This is a genomic window from Saccharicrinis fermentans DSM 9555 = JCM 21142 (assembly GCF_000517085.1).
Classification (GTDB): Bacteria; Bacteroidota; Bacteroidia; order Bacteroidales; family Marinilabiliaceae; genus Saccharicrinis; species Saccharicrinis fermentans.
Genome location: NZ_KI912107.1, coordinates 1,553,724 through 1,570,606 on the forward strand (window position 1 = coordinate 1,553,724; position 16,883 = coordinate 1,570,606).

The 16,883-nt window shown below is 34.6% G+C and carries 13 protein-coding genes; 4 read left to right on the forward strand and 9 right to left on the reverse strand.

All coding sequences use genetic code 11. The features are described 5' to 3' along the window. Positions 1–41 precede the first annotated feature (41 nt). Positions 42–995 carry a PhoH family protein gene (locus tag CYTFE_RS0106270; protein ID WP_027471120.1) on the forward strand — a complete coding sequence of 318 codons (954 nt, stop codon included), beginning with the start codon at positions 42–44 and terminating at the stop codon, positions 993–995. A gap of 123 nt (positions 996–1,118) precedes the next feature. Here CYTFE_RS0106270 and CYTFE_RS0106275 read toward each other — a convergent pair whose 3' ends face one another. Beyond that, the gene (locus tag CYTFE_RS0106275) at positions 1,119–3,650 is read right to left on the reverse strand and encodes an ATP-dependent Clp protease ATP-binding subunit (protein ID WP_027471121.1); all 2,532 of its coding nucleotides are present in this window, start codon (positions 3,648–3,650) and stop codon (positions 1,119–1,121) included. A 342-nt stretch (positions 3,651–3,992) separates the two neighbouring features. Here CYTFE_RS0106275 and gyrA point away from each other — a divergent pair, with 342 nt between their 5' ends. Further along, a complete protein-coding gene (gene gyrA / locus CYTFE_RS0106280; RefSeq protein ID WP_027471122.1) occupies positions 3,993–6,563 on the forward strand; it encodes a DNA gyrase subunit A in 2,571 nt (856 codons plus the stop codon). A gap of 44 nt (positions 6,564–6,607) precedes the next feature. Next, positions 6,608–7,774 carry a tetratricopeptide repeat protein gene (locus CYTFE_RS0106285; RefSeq protein ID WP_235208055.1) on the forward strand — a complete coding sequence of 389 codons (1,167 nt, stop codon included), beginning with the start codon at positions 6,608–6,610 and terminating at the stop codon, positions 7,772–7,774. A 122-nt stretch (positions 7,775–7,896) separates the two neighbouring features. Here the strand turns inward: CYTFE_RS0106285 and CYTFE_RS0106290 are convergent, their stop codons facing one another. The 6 genes from CYTFE_RS0106290 to CYTFE_RS0106315 form a co-directional block, all read right to left on the reverse strand. After that, complete coding sequence (locus tag CYTFE_RS0106290) at positions 7,897–8,379, reverse strand: globin domain-containing protein (protein ID WP_044212302.1); 483 nt, start codon at positions 8,377–8,379, stop codon at positions 7,897–7,899. A gap of 75 nt (positions 8,380–8,454) precedes the next feature. After that, positions 8,455–9,777 (reverse strand): serine hydrolase domain-containing protein, encoded by a 1,323-nt coding sequence (locus CYTFE_RS25260; protein WP_044212303.1) that lies wholly within the window; start codon positions 9,775–9,777, stop codon positions 8,455–8,457. 200 nt (positions 9,778–9,977) lie between these two features. After that, on the reverse strand, positions 9,978–10,568 hold the full coding sequence (locus CYTFE_RS0106300) for a thioredoxin family protein (protein WP_027471125.1): 591 nt from the start codon (positions 10,566–10,568) through the stop codon (positions 9,978–9,980). An 81-nt stretch (positions 10,569–10,649) separates the two neighbouring features. After that, positions 10,650–11,159 (reverse strand): TlpA family protein disulfide reductase, encoded by a 510-nt coding sequence (locus CYTFE_RS25265; protein ID WP_052343036.1) that lies wholly within the window; start codon positions 11,157–11,159, stop codon positions 10,650–10,652. Between the two features lie 2 nt (positions 11,160–11,161). Beyond that, a complete protein-coding gene (locus CYTFE_RS25270) occupies positions 11,162–12,325 on the reverse strand; it encodes a lipoprotein N-acyltransferase Lnb domain-containing protein (protein ID WP_044212304.1) in 1,164 nt (387 codons plus the stop codon). Between the two features lie 52 nt (positions 12,326–12,377). Next, on the reverse strand, positions 12,378–12,785 hold the full coding sequence (locus CYTFE_RS0106315; RefSeq protein WP_027471126.1) for a hypothetical protein: 408 nt from the start codon (positions 12,783–12,785) through the stop codon (positions 12,378–12,380). A gap of 191 nt (positions 12,786–12,976) precedes the next feature. On the opposite strand from CYTFE_RS0106315, the gene CYTFE_RS0106320 reads away from it, so the two are divergent. Continuing rightward, positions 12,977–14,137, forward strand: coding sequence for a hypothetical protein (locus tag CYTFE_RS0106320; protein ID WP_027471127.1), 1,161 nt, complete (start codon positions 12,977–12,979; stop codon positions 14,135–14,137). An 80-nt stretch (positions 14,138–14,217) separates the two neighbouring features. Here the strand turns inward: CYTFE_RS0106320 and CYTFE_RS0106325 are convergent, their stop codons facing one another. Together CYTFE_RS0106325 and CYTFE_RS28470 are read right to left on the reverse strand one after the other, a co-directional pair. Continuing rightward, a complete protein-coding gene (locus CYTFE_RS0106325) occupies positions 14,218–15,246 on the reverse strand; it encodes a quinone-dependent dihydroorotate dehydrogenase (protein WP_027471128.1) in 1,029 nt (342 codons plus the stop codon). Between the two features lie 459 nt (positions 15,247–15,705). After that, a complete protein-coding gene (locus CYTFE_RS28470; RefSeq protein WP_052343037.1) occupies positions 15,706–16,194 on the reverse strand; it encodes a helix-turn-helix domain-containing protein in 489 nt (162 codons plus the stop codon). Positions 16,195–16,883 lie beyond the last annotated feature (689 nt).

Consider the following 16,883-nt stretch of genomic DNA (forward strand, 5'->3'; position numbering starts at 1 on the left):
ATAATTGTTGTTAATTTGTATTCTTTATTACCAGATTATATATGATAGAAAAATTAATATACCTTGATTCTGTTGACTTAATTGAATTTTTAGGCGTTCAGAATGTAAAACTAGATTTAATCAGAAACAAATATCCCAAATTACGTATTATTGCACGCGGTGATTGGCTCAAAGCGATGGGAGAAGAAGAAGAAGTTGCTTTTTTTGAAGAAAAAGTTCACTTATTACTTAATCACTATAATGAATATAATGTGTTGAGTGAACATTCCATTTTAGAGATTATTGAAAGTGGAACTGTTGGCAAGAGTAAAGAAAATGATGATGTAATCCTTTATGGCATAAATGGGAAACCTATTAAAGGTAGAACTGCCAATCAACAACTTTTTGTGAGGGAATACGAGAAAAACGACCTTATTTTTGCAGTAGGACCAGCTGGATCGGGAAAAACATATACAGCCATTGCGTTGGCTGTTAGGGCATTAAAGAGGAGGGAGGTGCGCAAGATAATCTTAAGTAGACCAGCTGTTGAGGCCGGAGAAAAACTTGGTTTTTTGCCTGGAGACATGAAAGAAAAGATTGACCCGTATTTACAACCTTTATATGATGCCTTGCAGGATATGATTCCCGCAGCAAAGCTAAAGGACTATATGGAAAATGGTACCATTCAAATTGCACCATTGGCTTTTATGCGTGGACGAACCTTGAACGAAGCCTTTGTTATTCTGGATGAAGCTCAGAATACCACTGTAAATCAAATCAAGATGTTTTTAACACGTATGGGACAAAGCACCAAATATGTAATTACTGGTGATGTTACTCAAATTGATCTGCCAAGAAAATCCATGTCGGGTTTAGTGCAAGCCATGCGAATTCTAAATGATGTGGAAGGTATAAAAATAATAAACTTTGATGTCCGGGATATTGTTCGTCATCCCTTGGTGCAAAGAATTGTAGAGGCCTACGATAAAGAAAAACCAGCAAAAAGGAAAGAATAGTCAGAATTGGAAGATCAAGGGTTTTGAGTTGTCTTATGTATAAAATAAAAAAAGGCTGTCCATTCATTTTATTGCCGGACAGCCTTTTAATATATTTATTGCGAATAAATAGGTCGCAAATAATTAATTTTCGCTCGTATTAGAATCTTTTAATGCTTTTATCTTCTTTTCAATGGATGTAAATATTTTTTCATCCTTTTCATTGAAGTCCACCTTTATAATATCTCCCTCCGTAACCGAAGCCTGAATAATAACCTCTGCCATTTCGTCTTCGAGATATTTTTGAATTGCCCTTTTTAAAGGTCTAGCACCAAAGTTGGTATCAAATCCTTTCTTGGCAATAAAGTCTTTAGCCTTTTCGGTCAGTTCTAATTTATAACCCAATGATTCAACACGCGTGTACAAACCTTTAAGTTCAATATCAATAATTTTGAAGATATGCTCCTTATCAAGGGTGTTAAATACAATAACGTCATCTATACGATTAATAAACTCAGGGGCAAATGCCTTTTTAAGGGCTTTTTGAATTACATGGCGTGCATGATCTGAATCAGACTCTCTACTACTTGTTTGGAAACCAACCCCTCTACCAAAATCTTTTAACTCGCGACTACCAATATTGGATGTCATGATAATGATCGTATTTTTAAAGTCTACCTTGCGACCTAAACTATCGGTTAATCTACCTTCATCCAATACTTGCAGTAACAAATTAAACACATCAGGGTGTGCTTTTTCAATCTCATCTAACAGAATTACAGAATAAGGTCTTCTTCTTACTTTCTCGGTCAACTGTCCACCCTCTTCGTATCCAACATATCCCGGAGGTGCACCAACCAATCTCGAAACAGAAAATTTCTCCATATATTCACTCATATCGATACGAATTAGAGCATCCGTAGAGTCAAATAAATACTTGGCCAGTACTTTAGCCAGGTGAGTTTTACCAACACCAGTTGGTCCCAGAAATACAAAAGAACCAATAGGTCTGTTGGGATCCTTAAGTCCAGCACGGTTACGCTGTATGGCTTTTACAATTTTTTGAATAGCTTCTTCTTGGCCAATGACACTACCTTTCAACTGGTCTCCCATTTGCAAAAGTCTGAAACCTTCGGCTTGCGCAACTCTTTGAACAGGAATGCCGGTCATCATGGCAACAACTTCAGCCACTTTTTCTACATCAACAATCTCACGATGCTGCTGGAGCTCTTGTTCCCATTTAAACTTAGCATTGTTCAAATCTTCCAGATAAGTTTTTTCCTTATCTCTAAAGCTCGCGGCCAGTTCAAAGTTCTGTGCTTTTACAGCTTTAATTTTGTTTTCTTTCGTTTCCTCTATTTGCTCTTCCAGCTTTAATATGGTTTCTGGAACAATGATATTGGAAATATGTACGCGTGATCCGGCCTCGTCCAGAGCGTCAATAGCCTTGTCAGGCAGGTGGCGGTCTGTGATATATCGCTCGGTCAGTTTTACACAAGCCTCAATTGCTTCTTTGGTAAAAGTAACATTATGGTGATCCTCGTATTTCTCCTTGATATTATTTAGTATTTCTACGGTCTCTTCAATACTTGTTGGTTCCACCATTACTTTTTGGAAACGTCTTTCCAGGGCACCATCTTTTTCTATATGCTGACGATACTCGTCTAATGTAGTAGCTCCAATACATTGGATTTCGCCACGAGCCAGTGCAGGCTTCAGCATATTCGCTGCATCCAGAGAACCCGTAGCACCACCAGCACCTACAATAGTATGTATCTCATCAATAAATAAGATGATATTCGGATTCTTAGATAGTTCGTTTAAGATAGCTTTCATTCTTTCTTCGAACTGCCCCCTGTATTTAGTTCCCGCAACGATGGATGCCAGGTCAAGGGTTACCACTCGTTTATCAAAAAGTACACGTGATACTTTCTTTTGGTGTATACGAATAGCCAAACCTTCTGCGATAGCCGATTTACCGACCCCTGGTTCTCCTATTAATATGGGGTTATTCTTTTTTCTTCGACTTAAAATTTGTGCCAAACGCTCTATTTCACCTTCACGACCTACAATTGGGTCAAGCTTCCCTTCTTCGGCAGCCTGTGTCATATCGATACCAAAATTGTCCAGAACAGGTGTATCTGAACCTTTGGATCCTCCAGATGAGCGAGGTGCGTCGGCACCTCCTCCTGAGGAAAATGGACTGTCTTGATCATCGTCCTCCGGCAAATCAGCCTTGGCCAATGGTTCGTTGTTAGCCATTAATCCTTTTACTTTTTCGTAGTTAATTTTTTCTTCTGTCATAAGTTCAGGTATAAATCCATTGTTGTCCTTTAATAAAGCCAAAAGTAAATGCCCCGTATTAATATTCTTACTTTTTAACGAACGAGCCTCCAAATAAATCAATCGCAATATTCTTTCCGATGATTTTAATAAAGGTATATGTTCTGTATGCTCCAATACTACATTTGTTTTTAACTTTGATTCAATGCTGCTTTTTAGGTTATGAAGATCAACCCTTAGTTGTTCCAATATCTCTATGGCCGTACCTTCACCTTCCCTTAAAAGACCCAGTAAAAGGTGTTCCGGAGAAATATAGGGGTTACCCAACCTTTCGGCTTCTTCTTTTGAAAAACCTATTACATCGTTAATTCTTTGGGTAAAATTCAAATTCATTTAATATATCTTTTCTTGTTTTACTACAATTACCGTACAATTAAGTTCAATCCTGACATTTCAACAGGTTCATTTAACGATCTCATGCCAAATTTACCGTAATTGGTCTATAAAAGTAATATCTTGTTTATTTAAAATTACAATTTATTTTAATTTTTCCGCACAATTAACCCTAAAAATAACAATAATAATGCGAATTTCAGAATGTTTATTCCCTGTTAATAAATTGTATACTTTTTCGCTTTATTATTAGCACATAAATGACTAAATTAGGCCGTCCAAAAAACAGGCTTATATAGGCCTGTTTTCGTTTGTATATTCTAATTCATAATTTTATATTAAATGGCTGAAGGAGAGAAAATTATAAAAATAAATATTGAGGAAGAAATGAAATCGGCCTACATCGACTATTCGATGTCGGTTATTGTTTCTAGAGCATTGCCTGATGTTAGGGACGGCTTTAAACCTGTACATAGGCGTGTTCTTTACGGAATGAGTGATTTAGGAGTTACTTCCTCCAAGCCATATAAAAAATCTGCAAGAATCGTTGGGGAAGTACTGGGTAAGTACCATCCACACGGTGATACATCGGTTTATTATGCAATGGTACGTATGGCGCAAGATTGGTCGCTACGCTACCCGCTAGTAGATGGGCAGGGTAACTTTGGTTCTGTTGATGGTGACAGTCCTGCAGCAATGCGTTACACTGAGGCACGTTTGAATAAGATAGCAGAAGAAACGCTGATCGATATAGATAAAAGAACTGTTGATTTTCAATTGAACTTTGATGACTCCATGCAGGAGCCAACCGTTTTACCTACCAGAATACCTAACCTCTTGGTTAACGGAGCTTCTGGAATCGCGGTTGGTATGGCAACCAATATGCCACCTCATAATTTAACTGAGATCATCAATGCTACCATTGCTTATATTGAAAACAATGATATTGATATAGATGGCCTTTTAGAATATGTAAAAGCGCCTGATTTTCCTACAGGTGGTATTATTTATGGTTATAAAGGTGTAAAAGATGCCTTTGAAACAGGTAGGGGTAAAGTAGTTGTTCGTGCCAAAGCAGAGGTTGAAAGTGATAAAAATGGCAGAGAAAAAATAGTTGTTACAGAAATTCCTTATTTGGTAAACAAAGCTGAGTTAATTATTAAAATAGCAGAGCTTGTCAATGAAAAGAAAATAGAAGGTATTTCCAATGTTAATGACGAGTCCGATAGAGATGGAATGCGTATCGTTGTTGATTTAAAACGGGATGCCATTGCCAATGTTGTTTTAAATAATCTCTACAAATTAACTGCTCTTCAATCGTCTTTCAGTGTTAATAATATTGCACTGGTAAAAGGTCGTCCACAAATGCTTAACCTTAAAGGTTTAATCAGTAATTTCGTGGAACACCGTCACGACGTAGTTATCCGTCGTACACAATATGAGTTGGAACAAGCAGAAAAAAGAGCTCATATACTTGAAGGATTGATTATTGCAAGTGATAATATTGACGAAGTAATCAAAATTATCAGAGCAGCTTCCAGTCCGGATATTGCACGTGAAAAATTAATTGAACGCTTTGAACTAACAGACATTCAGGCACGTGCCATTGTGGATATGCGCTTGCGCCAATTAACAGGACTTGAACAAGATAAATTACGCGGTGAATATGACGATTTATTAAAAGAAATTGCGGATTTGAAAGATATCTTGGCCAACGAACCCAGACGAATGGAAATTATTACCGATGAACTAATCGTCATCAGGGAAAAATATGGAGATGATAGGAAAACGGAGATTGTTTACTCATCAGAAGAATTCAATCCAGAAGATTTTTATGCCGATGATGAAATGATTATTACTATTTCGCACATGGGTTATATAAAAAGAACTCCGTTGGCAGAATTTAGAACACAATCTAGGGGAGGAGTAGGCTCTAAAGGAAGTACAACACGTGACGAGGACTTTATTGAACATTTGTATCCTGCAACCATGCACAACACCATGCTGTTTTTCACTGCAAAAGGACGTTGTTTCTGGCTGAAAGTATACGAAATTCCAGAGGGAGCCAAGAATACAAAAGGAAGAGCAATTCAAAACTTATTGAATATTGAACCTGATGATTGCGTAAAAGCATTTATAAAAGTCAAAAAATTAAACGATCAAGACTATATCAATAACCATTATATTATAATGGGAACCAAAAAAGGTATTATCAAAAAATCGTTGTTGGCTGACTATTCGCGTCCTCGTGTAAATGGAGTGAATGCCATCACCATTAAAGAAGATGATGAACTAATACAAGCCAGATTAACCAATGGGGTAAACGAAATATTAATGGCAACTCGTTCGGGTCGGGCCATCCGATTTAACGAAAGTAAAGTTAGGTGTATCGGGCGTACAGGCCTAGGAGTGAGGGGTATAGCTTTGGATACAACTAAGGATGAAGTGGTTGGCATGATATGTGTAAAAGATATAACCCAAGAAGATGTTCTAGTAGTATCTGAAAAAGGATTTGGAAAAAGATCTAAAATTGAAGATTACCGTATTACCAACCGAGGTGGTAAAGGTGTAAAAACAATGAAAATTACAGATAAGACCGGTGAACTTATATCCATTAAAAATGTAACCGATGATAATGATTTAATGATTATCAATAAATCGGGAATCACTATACGTTTGGCCTTGTCTGAATTAAGAACCACCGGGAGAGCTACCCAGGGAGTTAAAGTAATTAATTTGAGAAACAATGACCAGATTGCTTCTGTAGCAAAAGTTTCTGCTTTTAAAGAAGAGGAAGTTATAAGTGAAAATGTGGATGAAGAAAATACAGGAGAGAATCCAATAAACGAAAACACAGATAACAAAGAAAACACAGATAATAACGACGAAACAATTAACAACGATCAAGAATAAAGTATATTATTTTTGAGGTGTAAATACACACATAAAAACTTAATATGATGAAAAAAACAGTTTTATTTTTAGCAGCTGTGCTTACATTTTCTGCGGCGATAGCTCAGAACGGAAAAATTACTACAGCTACTACCTTACTGGATCAAGGTGATGCGGTTAAAGCCAAAGAGGCTATAGATGCAGCAATGGTACACGAGAAAAGTAAAAACAACCCTAAAACCTACATTGTGGCTGCAAAAGTTTATACAAAACTTGGTCAGGACGGTAAAGACGATAAAGGGATTATAAAAGCTTATGAGTATTACCAAAAAGCCATTGAATTGGATAAAAAAGGTGATGCCAAAGGAAAAAAAATAGGCAAGTACAAAAAAGAAATTGGACAAGCACTATTGTTTTTTGGTAATCAATTGACCAATGCAGGTGTTGAGGCCTTTAATAAAGAAGATTTTGCCACAGCTGTTACTGCCTTTGACGGTTTGCTAAGACTGAACGAAAATGAATATATGGTAGAGATTCAGGGTGAAAAACTGGATACAGCCATCGTATTTAATACCGCTTTGGCAGCTTATAATGGTAAAAACTGGGAAATGGCAGAAAAATATTTTGATAAAGCCATCTCGGTAAAATATGGTGGTGGTGATGCAGTTTTGTTAATGCACCAAATGTATGCCGAAAAAGGGGATTCAGCCAAGATGGGTGATAACTTGATCAGAGGTTTTGAAACTTATCCTGAGGATAACCGAATTTTAACCCAGTTGATCAACTATTATCTTGAAACAAAGCAAAATGATAAAGCTTTAGATTATTTAAATAAAGCCATTGAAAGTGACAAGAATAATCCGTCTTTTTACTATGCCAGGGCCGTATTGAATGATAATAGCAAAAATTTTGATGCAGCATTAGCAGACTATAACAAATGCCTAGAAATTGATTCAGAGTATTTTAATGCGCTTTATAATTTAGGTGTTATGTACTTTAATAAAGGAGTTGAGCAAATGAACGTAGCGAATGCTGAAACTGACTTTAAAAAGTTTGAGGCCAAGAAAGCCATTGCTGAAGCAACGTTTAAAGAGTCATTGCCATTCTTTGAACGAGCTACAAGTATTAAACCAGATGAAGCGGCTGTATTGGAAAGTCTTAAAACATTATACTATCGTTTTGAAATGATGGATAAGTACAAGGAAGTAAATGAAAAATTGAAAGCATTATAAAGTATAAAAATATATCCGGCTCAAATGGGTCGGATATATTTTTATATATCAAAATAACATAATATCAACTATGAGACAAATGTATAAAAACAAAAAGCACCAGTATTTCAGGTGCTTATCCATTATTTTTGAATATTAAAACCTAACTTAAAACTTGGTTCATCATGTTGATTTACCATCCAATTAGAAAACTCGTCCAGCCAGTGCCAGAATGATAAAATCAAATCATCAGGTACATTGTCTATTTTCGACAGCACCTGTCTATAGCAATCAAGCCAAACCAATCTTGTTTTAGGTGTTATTTTAAAGGGTAAATGCCGACTAGCCAACATTGGGTTACCTCGAGTCATTTTATAATATTCAGGACCTCCAAAACGCTGGACAAAAAAGTCTGCGGATCTCTTTTTAGCCCCCTCGAGCATTTCACCGCGAGGTGGAAAAATATCTTTAATCTCGCTATCTACCAATAATTCGTAATGATCACTGACCATTTTCCGAACACCCTCTTCCTCTAAATACTGATAAATACTTATATCCGGTTTATGATTGGTTCTTCTTTCTCCAAAAGGTAATTGTGTTATTTTGAATTCTGTTATATCTACCATATGATCTTATTTTACCCTATACAAAAAAACAAAAGCTTTTTGATGCATTGTAAACACCGAGAAGAATGAAAATGTTTAGAAGACAATGCTTTTGCGACGTGGTATTCCTTGATTTCTAAGATCAAATAAATTGTAGTCCGGCCATTCATTCACTTTGGCAAGTGTATGATCCATCATGTATTTTACATCATTGGCAAATTTCGGCCCTTTCCATGAATTGGTATTAAATACAATGGCATAAGACAAGCCATCGTCCTGACGAACTACCAAAGCAGATGTACCAGCCAAGGTTCCTGTTCTATACCAGTAATGTTTTTTTACACCGCGCCATCCAAGTGGACTACCACCAACAAGCTCTGTTGTGCTCATTTCATGAATACTATTACTGGATAATATGTCACTAGGAGTATCAAATCCATCGATAGCAACAATCAGCCTGAGCAAATCCGTTGTTGAAGCTATCCAACCACCTGCAGCTCCGAGAGTTTTAATGTCGTTGCCTCCATAACATCTGGGTACTTTTTGGTCATTTCCCATGTGATCCTCAACCAAATAAGCATCCTCAGGCTCATAATATTTCACTTCCAAGTCACGACGTTCCGAAGGATAACTTCCTCCAATTTGCATATCAAAAATTTCTAAAGGATACAACACATTGGTTTTCACAAAGCGTTCATAATCCATACCCGAAGTTTTTTCTATAACCTCCTCAAGGATAGCATAACCAAAATTGCTATAAGAAGACATTGTTCCTGGCGGGTAATGTAAACGTTTAGTCAGCATAAAACGAATAATATCTTCCTTTTGTACGGGAAAATCAATATTCATTTTTTTGGCAATAACTGTTGGAATAAACATTGGATCTCCATATCTATTGGTAAATCCAGCAGAATGATTAAGCAATTGCCTAACTGTAATATGCTCCATCTTAGGGTCTTTATATCCCAGAAAAATAGAATCATTCAAAATGCCATTTTTTCCAAATACATAACTATTTAGCGTTAACTTTTTATCTTCAACCAGTTTCATTACCGCCACAGCCGTCACTAATTTTGAAACACTAGCGATACGAAACAAATTATACGGTTGCACTTGAATCGATTTTTCCTTATCGGCATAGCCATACCCCTTGGTAAACACAAGTTTACCGTCTTTTACTACAGACACAGAGGCACCGGCCAATTGATTTTTTTTAAGAAAACGAGTGACATTATTATCAATGACCTCGAATCTTTCTTGATCAGAAAATGCATTTGGAATTCTGTGAGAAGCGACAGAAGGTGTCGGTGGAACAAAATCTCCACCGAAAGAATCACCAGAATTAAAAAATGTTAAATTAGCAATGCTTAATGAAATAACCCCTAATAGTGCAAGGTTAGCCTTATATATAAATTTCATCCAATCTCCCCGTTTATTGAAGGCAAAAATAAGTAAAAGCAATCTAAACCACAAAATATCAATGCCTAAACATTACCAACAAATATTAATTTGTTCTATATACGTAGCCTTCTCTGAAAAGTTATTTTAACAAGCAGAATTACAGGTTATTATCACTAATTTATGCATTGTTTTACCGAAAATCAAATTTGTTCAATTTTTCAATATGCTTTAATACTACAACCTATGGCCTTTGTTTCTTTTACTTTAGGTTCTTTTCCTGAAAGTTCGGCATCTATGGCCTGAGCCAGGTATTTTTCTTTTACGCGCGAAGCATCTCTTGGAGAATCGTCGATGGCACCAATATAACTTACTTTAAATTTACCGGCATCATTCTTAAGTAAATAAATATGTGGTGTTTTTGTAGCACCATACTTGGCATATAATCCTTGATCATCCACCAGATACGGAAAAGTAAATCCTTTGTCTTTGGCTCTTTTTATCATATTTTCAAAAGAATCTTCCTCAAATTCCTCAGGATTATTGGGATTAATAGCGATTACCGGAAAGCCCTTTGTTTTATATTCTTTATCTAAAGCAATAATCCTATCTTCGTATAATTTAGCATAAGGACAATGATTACAGGTAAAAACCAATATAACACCTTTTTCAGCGCTATATTGCTTTAAAGAAACACTTTTGTTATCGGTACTTTTAAGTTTAAAATCAGGTGCAACATCACCAATACTTAACTGTGCATGGCCCATCATTACAACAAAGGCAAAAATGGCTAATAATACTAGTCTTTTCATGTGTACTACTTTTAGTGAATAGTGAAATTAATATACAGACATACTTATGGATCAAACCATAATAAACTAGCAGAAAAACACCTAAAGCGATAAAGAGTTCAATGTATCTTCAATAAATTCAAGGGTGACCTGTCCTTCATGAAAAATTCTTTTATTTTTATAAATAAATAAACAAGCCGGAATACCGCCACTCCACTTATCATCAATTTCAGGAATCCAGTCATTGGGATTTCTTTCATCCAGCACAACTACTTCGCTTAGTATTACCTTTTTTTTCATAAAAGGAACCAACTTACTTTCAATTTTTTCAGGAAAGTCTAGACTAACCAATAAGACTTTAATAGGTACTTCTCCTTGCAAGGAGGTAATACTTTCAATAATAGGCATTTCTTCTACACAAGGCTTACACCAAGTTGCCCAGAAGTTAACAACCAAAATTGAATCCTGACTAATGCCTTCAATCTTATGATTTAATTGTTTAAAGTCAATGACCGCAGGAGTATTATTTTGTGCAAATGAATGAGTAACAGCTGCCAGAAAAATAAAAAATACGACAAGCCTTGTTTTTTCTCTTCTAAAATTTAAAATCATTGTTATACAAATTTGGTGTTTCTATTCCGTTTTAAATACAATCTAAACACTAACAACAAAGCCATGGGAATTGTTGCCATCGGAAAAGCTTGCGGAATAAACTTCCACCCTAATAGAAAAACACAAAGACAAACTAAATGAATATATATCAGTATTTTTGAAAACTTTGAATTAAACTTAGAAAAGGCCAAATATACAAAGGTAGGCAATGCCCAAAGAATGTTTAAGTTATTGGCCGGTACACTATGGTCTGTAACAAACCAAAGATATGCAACCAGTATACCCACCAATCCGGTAATAAAAAATAAAAAACGATCCAGATAAACTAGAATATTACTATTTAATACAAAGCTAAGCACCAGCACCACCAGTAAAATTACTGAGCAGATGAACATGGGAGTATAAAAGGTCTTGTGCAGACTAGAAGGTGTATTCAGACTCAATAGTTCCCTTTTTTCAATGACCAGTGCACTTGTGGCACTGTCACTTTTAATTACCGCATGATCAAAAGCTTGCAATAAAAAATCCGGAAGAAAAGTAGATTCTTTACGCGTTGCTATTTTATCCGCAGGTAGTCCTAATAATAAATTTAACCCCGTTTCAATCCAAGGAGAGTAACTCAAATAATGGTGCAGATAAGTTCTGAAAGATACCTCCTGCGCGCTGTTATTTTCAAATACAATTTCACCATCTATATGATCTCCAATTATATCCACAATACGTGTAGCACAGTTATCAAAAAAGAAATCATACTTATAATAACGATTTTCAGGACGATAATTTTCCATCAAGGCATCAAAGACGCTTTGCTTATCCTCAAGCGATAAATTGAGAACCTGTTCCTTTACACTTCGATTCTCCTTAAAATATGCAGCTAAAAATCGTTTGAATTGGCTAACACTGAGTATGTAATCAAGTTTTCCATTGGCAAATTTTAGGTAAAAATTAGGTGTATTAAAATCGAAGGTCCCATAATTGAATACCAGATCCATATTATTTTCAGCATCATAAACCCTAAGTGCCGAATGTCCAAAAGCCGAATATAATTCATCACCTTGTGCACAAGTTAAGACAGATATCTTTGATTGTTGTGATAATTTAATTTGTCCATCAACGCCATTCAAAATAAACGTTAGCAATAGGCACAGAAATACAATTTTTGTCATTATTTTCAATTTGTCTCAAATATAGACAAATTGAATAGTGCAGAAAAGAAATCTAAATATTAATGATTGAATACCTTATTAACCGAGCTTTTACAATTAGATCTCTAAACCCCAATAGTGTATTGAAACTTCGTAATAAATTTTTAAATACATTTCTCTGATCAAACATATTTCTTTTTGCAAGCAATGCAAATGCCAGGGAAAAGAAACGCTTTTTTCTGATTATAACAGGCTGAACTGTCTGCTCAATCATTTCTTTGACACCTTTTTTAGCATGTACAATCTTAGCTGTTAAATCTGTTTTTTTAATATTTGCAACAGCACATTCACTTTTTTTGCTGGGATACGTTTCTTCTACCCAATAGTAATCCGGGTCGGCAAACAAATTCATAAACCAATCCACACAGAAAGTGGCCCACTTAACTAAAATCTCTTCCATACTTAATTTTAATGCTTCCATAACTTAATTAGTTTAGATGGTAAAAATATATTTTGCAAATCTATTGCCATTATGTATTGATATCTAATTTTTTAAGTATATTAAGTAAAATATAAGTCAATCTATAGTCATTTACATTTGCTTAATTTTAACTTAATTACAAACTTAAATATTGCTTTAAAAATTTATATTTGTACTATATTGTTTAGTTTATGTCCAGAGATCTTCACATATTGTCAGAAGACATCATTTTTTCCATCATCAACCATATTACAGAGATGGTAGTAGGTGTGGAAAAAATAATTGGGATTTATACACATCCTGAAACAGAAGAACTATGTGGCATTACCTTACAATACCGAAACAATCGGCTCCAAGAATATGAGCTTGACCTTTCAAATGTTCAGGATCGACTACACGGACTCAGGCAAGAAAAAAATAAATACAGATGGCTAGACCATTCACAAATACCATTTGACACACACTTTGAAGGAAAATATCAGTTAAATATATTTGACGAGTTAAACCATCTCATATTATTGATTACCATTCCCAATGAAAGCAAATCCGAAAAAGACGTATTACTGATTTATTTCAAAAACGACATCAATGCCTTTGGCATACAACACCAAAAATCATCCCTAAGTACAGACAATAAATCTATTATTGGACATTTACTTGCTGGTTCAGTTCACTCATATTGTAAATTATACTGGCAAGAAAAAGATAAATTCAACCGTTTCACAGAAAAAACAAGTAGAATATTAGCTCAACAACGTACTGTAGATAAAAGTGATACAAGAAAAAAAGAGCTTGAAGCATTTGTTCTGTCTTGGGCTAACCAATACATACGGAAATGCAGCGATTCTGATGGTATTCATTATGTTTATTCACAAGAAGCAGAGAAAAAAATAAAAGACTTTAAAGGAGAATTTATAACACTGCAAAAGGCCATTGAAGAAGCGGTAGAATATACGAAGCTAATAGTTACAGGAGTAAACAAAGAAATCCAAGCTGAATACATTGAATTAAATATAGATGTAAACACAATTGTTTCCAAAGAAAGTTTACAGGATGAAACACATCTTTCAATACGATTACAACGTGTATCTGAATTTTTAAATCGCTTAGAAGCAGCCGCTATTCATGTGGATCGTATGGGAAATAATTTAACAGGAACGAATATAGGCAGTGCTATGGAAGACAAGCCTATAACAGCAGCAGCTATCTCTGACTACGTGGGTAAAAACAAAGAACGAATCAACAAACTATTTGAAAAATATCCCAATAAATGGTCTTTTATTCGTAATAACTTTAAATCTATTATCAATGTTACATCCCGTTATAATAGCCAATCTGCCAGACTGATATAAAGACTTAATATAGTTACAACATGAAACAAATTTATATGGAATTATCCTTATAACGGAACAATTACAAATGTAATCAAATTCTATTTCAGTAGCGCTTTATTAATTCTCTTAATAAGTCCTGGTCCCTCGTAAATAAAACCAGTATAAATCTGCACCAGGTCAGCGCCCGCCTTCATTTTTCTTAAAGCATCTTCTTCACTATGAATACCACCTACACCTATAATAGCAAATGCTTTTTGGGAATGATCTGCTAAATATTTAATAACCCTATTACTCCTGTCTGCAATGGGTTTTCCACTTAAACCACCATTTCCTATATTATTTAGTTTTTCGTTTGAAGTACTTAAGTTAGTTCTATTGGTAGATGTATTACAAGCTATCACACCATCAATTTTCGTTTCCCGCACCACTTCTATTATTTCATCCAATTGATGATCATTAAGATCCGGAGATATTTTTAAAACGATTGGTTTTCTATTCTCACATTGAAGCTTATCGCTTTGTAGTTTGCTCAGCAACTCTATTAAATAAGCTTTGTCTTGTAATTTAGCGGTAACCCCCACATTAGGACAGCTAACATTTACAACAAAATAATCTACATAATCAAATAAAGTCCTAAAACATGTAAGATAATCATCGGTGATTTGCTGTTCCGGTATGCCCGTGTTTTTTCCAATATTTCCGCCAATAATCACCTTTCCTTTATTCTTTTTTAATTTTTTAACCACCTTGAGCGCACCACCATTATTAAATCCCATTCTATTAATAATAGCTTCATCTTCGATCAATCTGAATAAACGTTTGGGTGGATTCCCATCTTGCGCTTTAGGTGTCACCGTTCCAATTTCAATAAATCCAAAACCTAAGTCTGCAAATTCGTTGTATACATCTGCATTTTTGTCTAAACCAGCAGCTAAACCAACCGGATTTTTAAATTTTAATCCCATCACCACTCTCTCTAGTCTTTTATCTTCTACCTGCTGCAGACTGCGAATCATAGCACCTGCACCTGGTAAATTAAAAATCACTTTTATGGAGGAAACCATAAAATGATGTACTTTCTCTGGATCAAATTTAAAAAGAATGGGTCGGATAATATGTTTGTACATTATTTACGCTGTTAATTAAAAATCGCACAAATGTAAGTAATTACAGGTGATATCCCAAGAGGCGCTTAGATGCAAGAAAGTTAATTATTCTTCTTTTTGTGAGGTAAAACAAGGCAACGATTACTCATGTAAACATCTCTTATTGAATTCCTCCTCTTTACAGAAGTAAACAAATTATTTATCCATAGGAGCTCCTTTCAACGCTACATAAGGTCAGCAAGAAAACTACTGTTTTTTCTGTCGTTGATAAGAAAGTTTCAAAGGCAAGGTTTTCTATTTTTTTGAAACCAAGGAGTTTACTGATTGTAAATGACTGTTTCAAAAATGAGAATAACGCAGTATTTGGAGTTTTCCTGCGAAGACTGCATACATCACTTACGTTTAACCCGTATGTTATATTATAACCTGATTGATAATAATTTATAATCGTAATGGATTTTCTAATACATTCTTTAAGGTTTAACGATTGGGTCTGTAAGTATCGAAAGTTCCATCGCTATAAAAAAATACAATCCGATCCAATTGCTGTTGAGATGATGATGGTGGGGTGACTTTTTTTTCATGCTGCATAGAATACGGCGCTCTTTCTTCAGGCTCTGTGGTGACAGGTACATGCTCATCCTTCTCTATCACCTTTTCTGGCTTGCTAACTTCACTCTTTTCCTCATTTCTATCTACCTCTTTGTCTTCAAATAGATTTTTAGGAGGAAGCACTGTATTTGCCTTATTGTCTTTGTTGTTTCTATACATACTACCTTGTCCCAGCAGTAACCAATCTGGATTAATATGGGGAAATTTTACCAATACCTTTTGTAAAAATTCTAAACTAGGGTTATTTCTGCCATTGAGTAAATGAGAAATACTGGATCTGTTGACTCCAACAATATCTGCAAATCTGGAAGATACTATTTTTTCGGTAGCCAATAAGGTTTGTAATCGTTGTTTCATTTCACGTTTAATTGAAATTACAATTGTAAAGATTGGGTGTTGTAAACTTTTGATATCCGCATTCTAGACAAAAGACTATATACAAATGTATACAAACCCACTTATCTATTATTTGATACAAATGTAACAACAATTTATAAATTGAGAAACAATATGCATAAATATCTATGTTTCATAAATCAATCAATTCTTTACAAAAAGCTATTTGGCTACCCAAGAAGCACTAAGTTTCTTTTATATAATTCAATAATTACTTTAATTAAGGTGATAATATACAACAAATACAATGTTTTATAAGATATAACACAATCTATTATTCTCCCCTATTCACTCAACCATAAGTGGAGTATATTATTTTTATAAGTGACTTATCTTATTGGTTATCTGTCTATAAAGCTACTATTTTTTAAATCATTAATTAATACTTTATATAATATATATAATATAATGGTTTATAATTAGTTATACTTATTTATTGGACGATATTTAACCTATTACCCAATTGTTGTGCTCATTATAGGGTAATTTATTGTATCTGTAATTTAAGTAAATTGTATAAAATACTAATAATCTGATTTATACATATAATGTATAAATATGTTAACGAAACAATTATTGCATGTGTAATGGATGGTATTATGGGGTGAATAAAAGTTTACAACAAACATTATTTTGTTGCCTTATCTCAT

Bases quoted from the DNA above. Each gene is read 5' to 3' on its own strand.
- CYTFE_RS0106270 (WP_027471120.1), top strand. From the start codon at position 42: ATGATAGAAAAATTAATATACCTTGATTCTGTTGACTTAATTGAATTT.
- CYTFE_RS0106275 (WP_027471121.1), bottom strand. From the start codon at position 3,650: ATGAATTTGAATTTTACCCAAAGAATTAACGATGTAATAGGTTTTTCA.
- gyrA (WP_027471122.1), top strand. From the start codon at position 3,993: ATGGCTGAAGGAGAGAAAATTATAAAAATAAATATTGAGGAAGAAATG.
- CYTFE_RS0106285 (WP_235208055.1), top strand. From the start codon at position 6,608: ATGATGAAAAAAACAGTTTTATTTTTAGCAGCTGTGCTTACATTTTCT.
- CYTFE_RS0106290 (WP_044212302.1), bottom strand. From the start codon at position 8,379: ATGGTAGATATAACAGAATTCAAAATAACACAATTACCTTTTGGAGAA.
- CYTFE_RS25260 (WP_044212303.1), bottom strand. From the start codon at position 9,777: ATGAAATTTATATATAAGGCTAACCTTGCACTATTAGGGGTTATTTCA.
- CYTFE_RS0106300 (WP_027471125.1), bottom strand. From the start codon at position 10,568: ATGAAAAGACTAGTATTATTAGCCATTTTTGCCTTTGTTGTAATGATG.
- CYTFE_RS25265 (WP_052343036.1), bottom strand. From the start codon at position 11,159: ATGATTTTAAATTTTAGAAGAGAAAAAACAAGGCTTGTCGTATTTTTT.
- CYTFE_RS25270 (WP_044212304.1), bottom strand. From the start codon at position 12,325: ATGACAAAAATTGTATTTCTGTGCCTATTGCTAACGTTTATTTTGAAT.
- CYTFE_RS0106315 (WP_027471126.1), bottom strand. From the start codon at position 12,785: ATGGAAGCATTAAAATTAAGTATGGAAGAGATTTTAGTTAAGTGGGCC.
- CYTFE_RS0106320 (WP_027471127.1), top strand. From the start codon at position 12,977: ATGTCCAGAGATCTTCACATATTGTCAGAAGACATCATTTTTTCCATC.
- CYTFE_RS0106325 (WP_027471128.1), bottom strand. From the start codon at position 15,246: ATGTACAAACATATTATCCGACCCATTCTTTTTAAATTTGATCCAGAG.
- CYTFE_RS28470 (WP_052343037.1), bottom strand. From the start codon at position 16,194: ATGAAACAACGATTACAAACCTTATTGGCTACCGAAAAAATAGTATCT.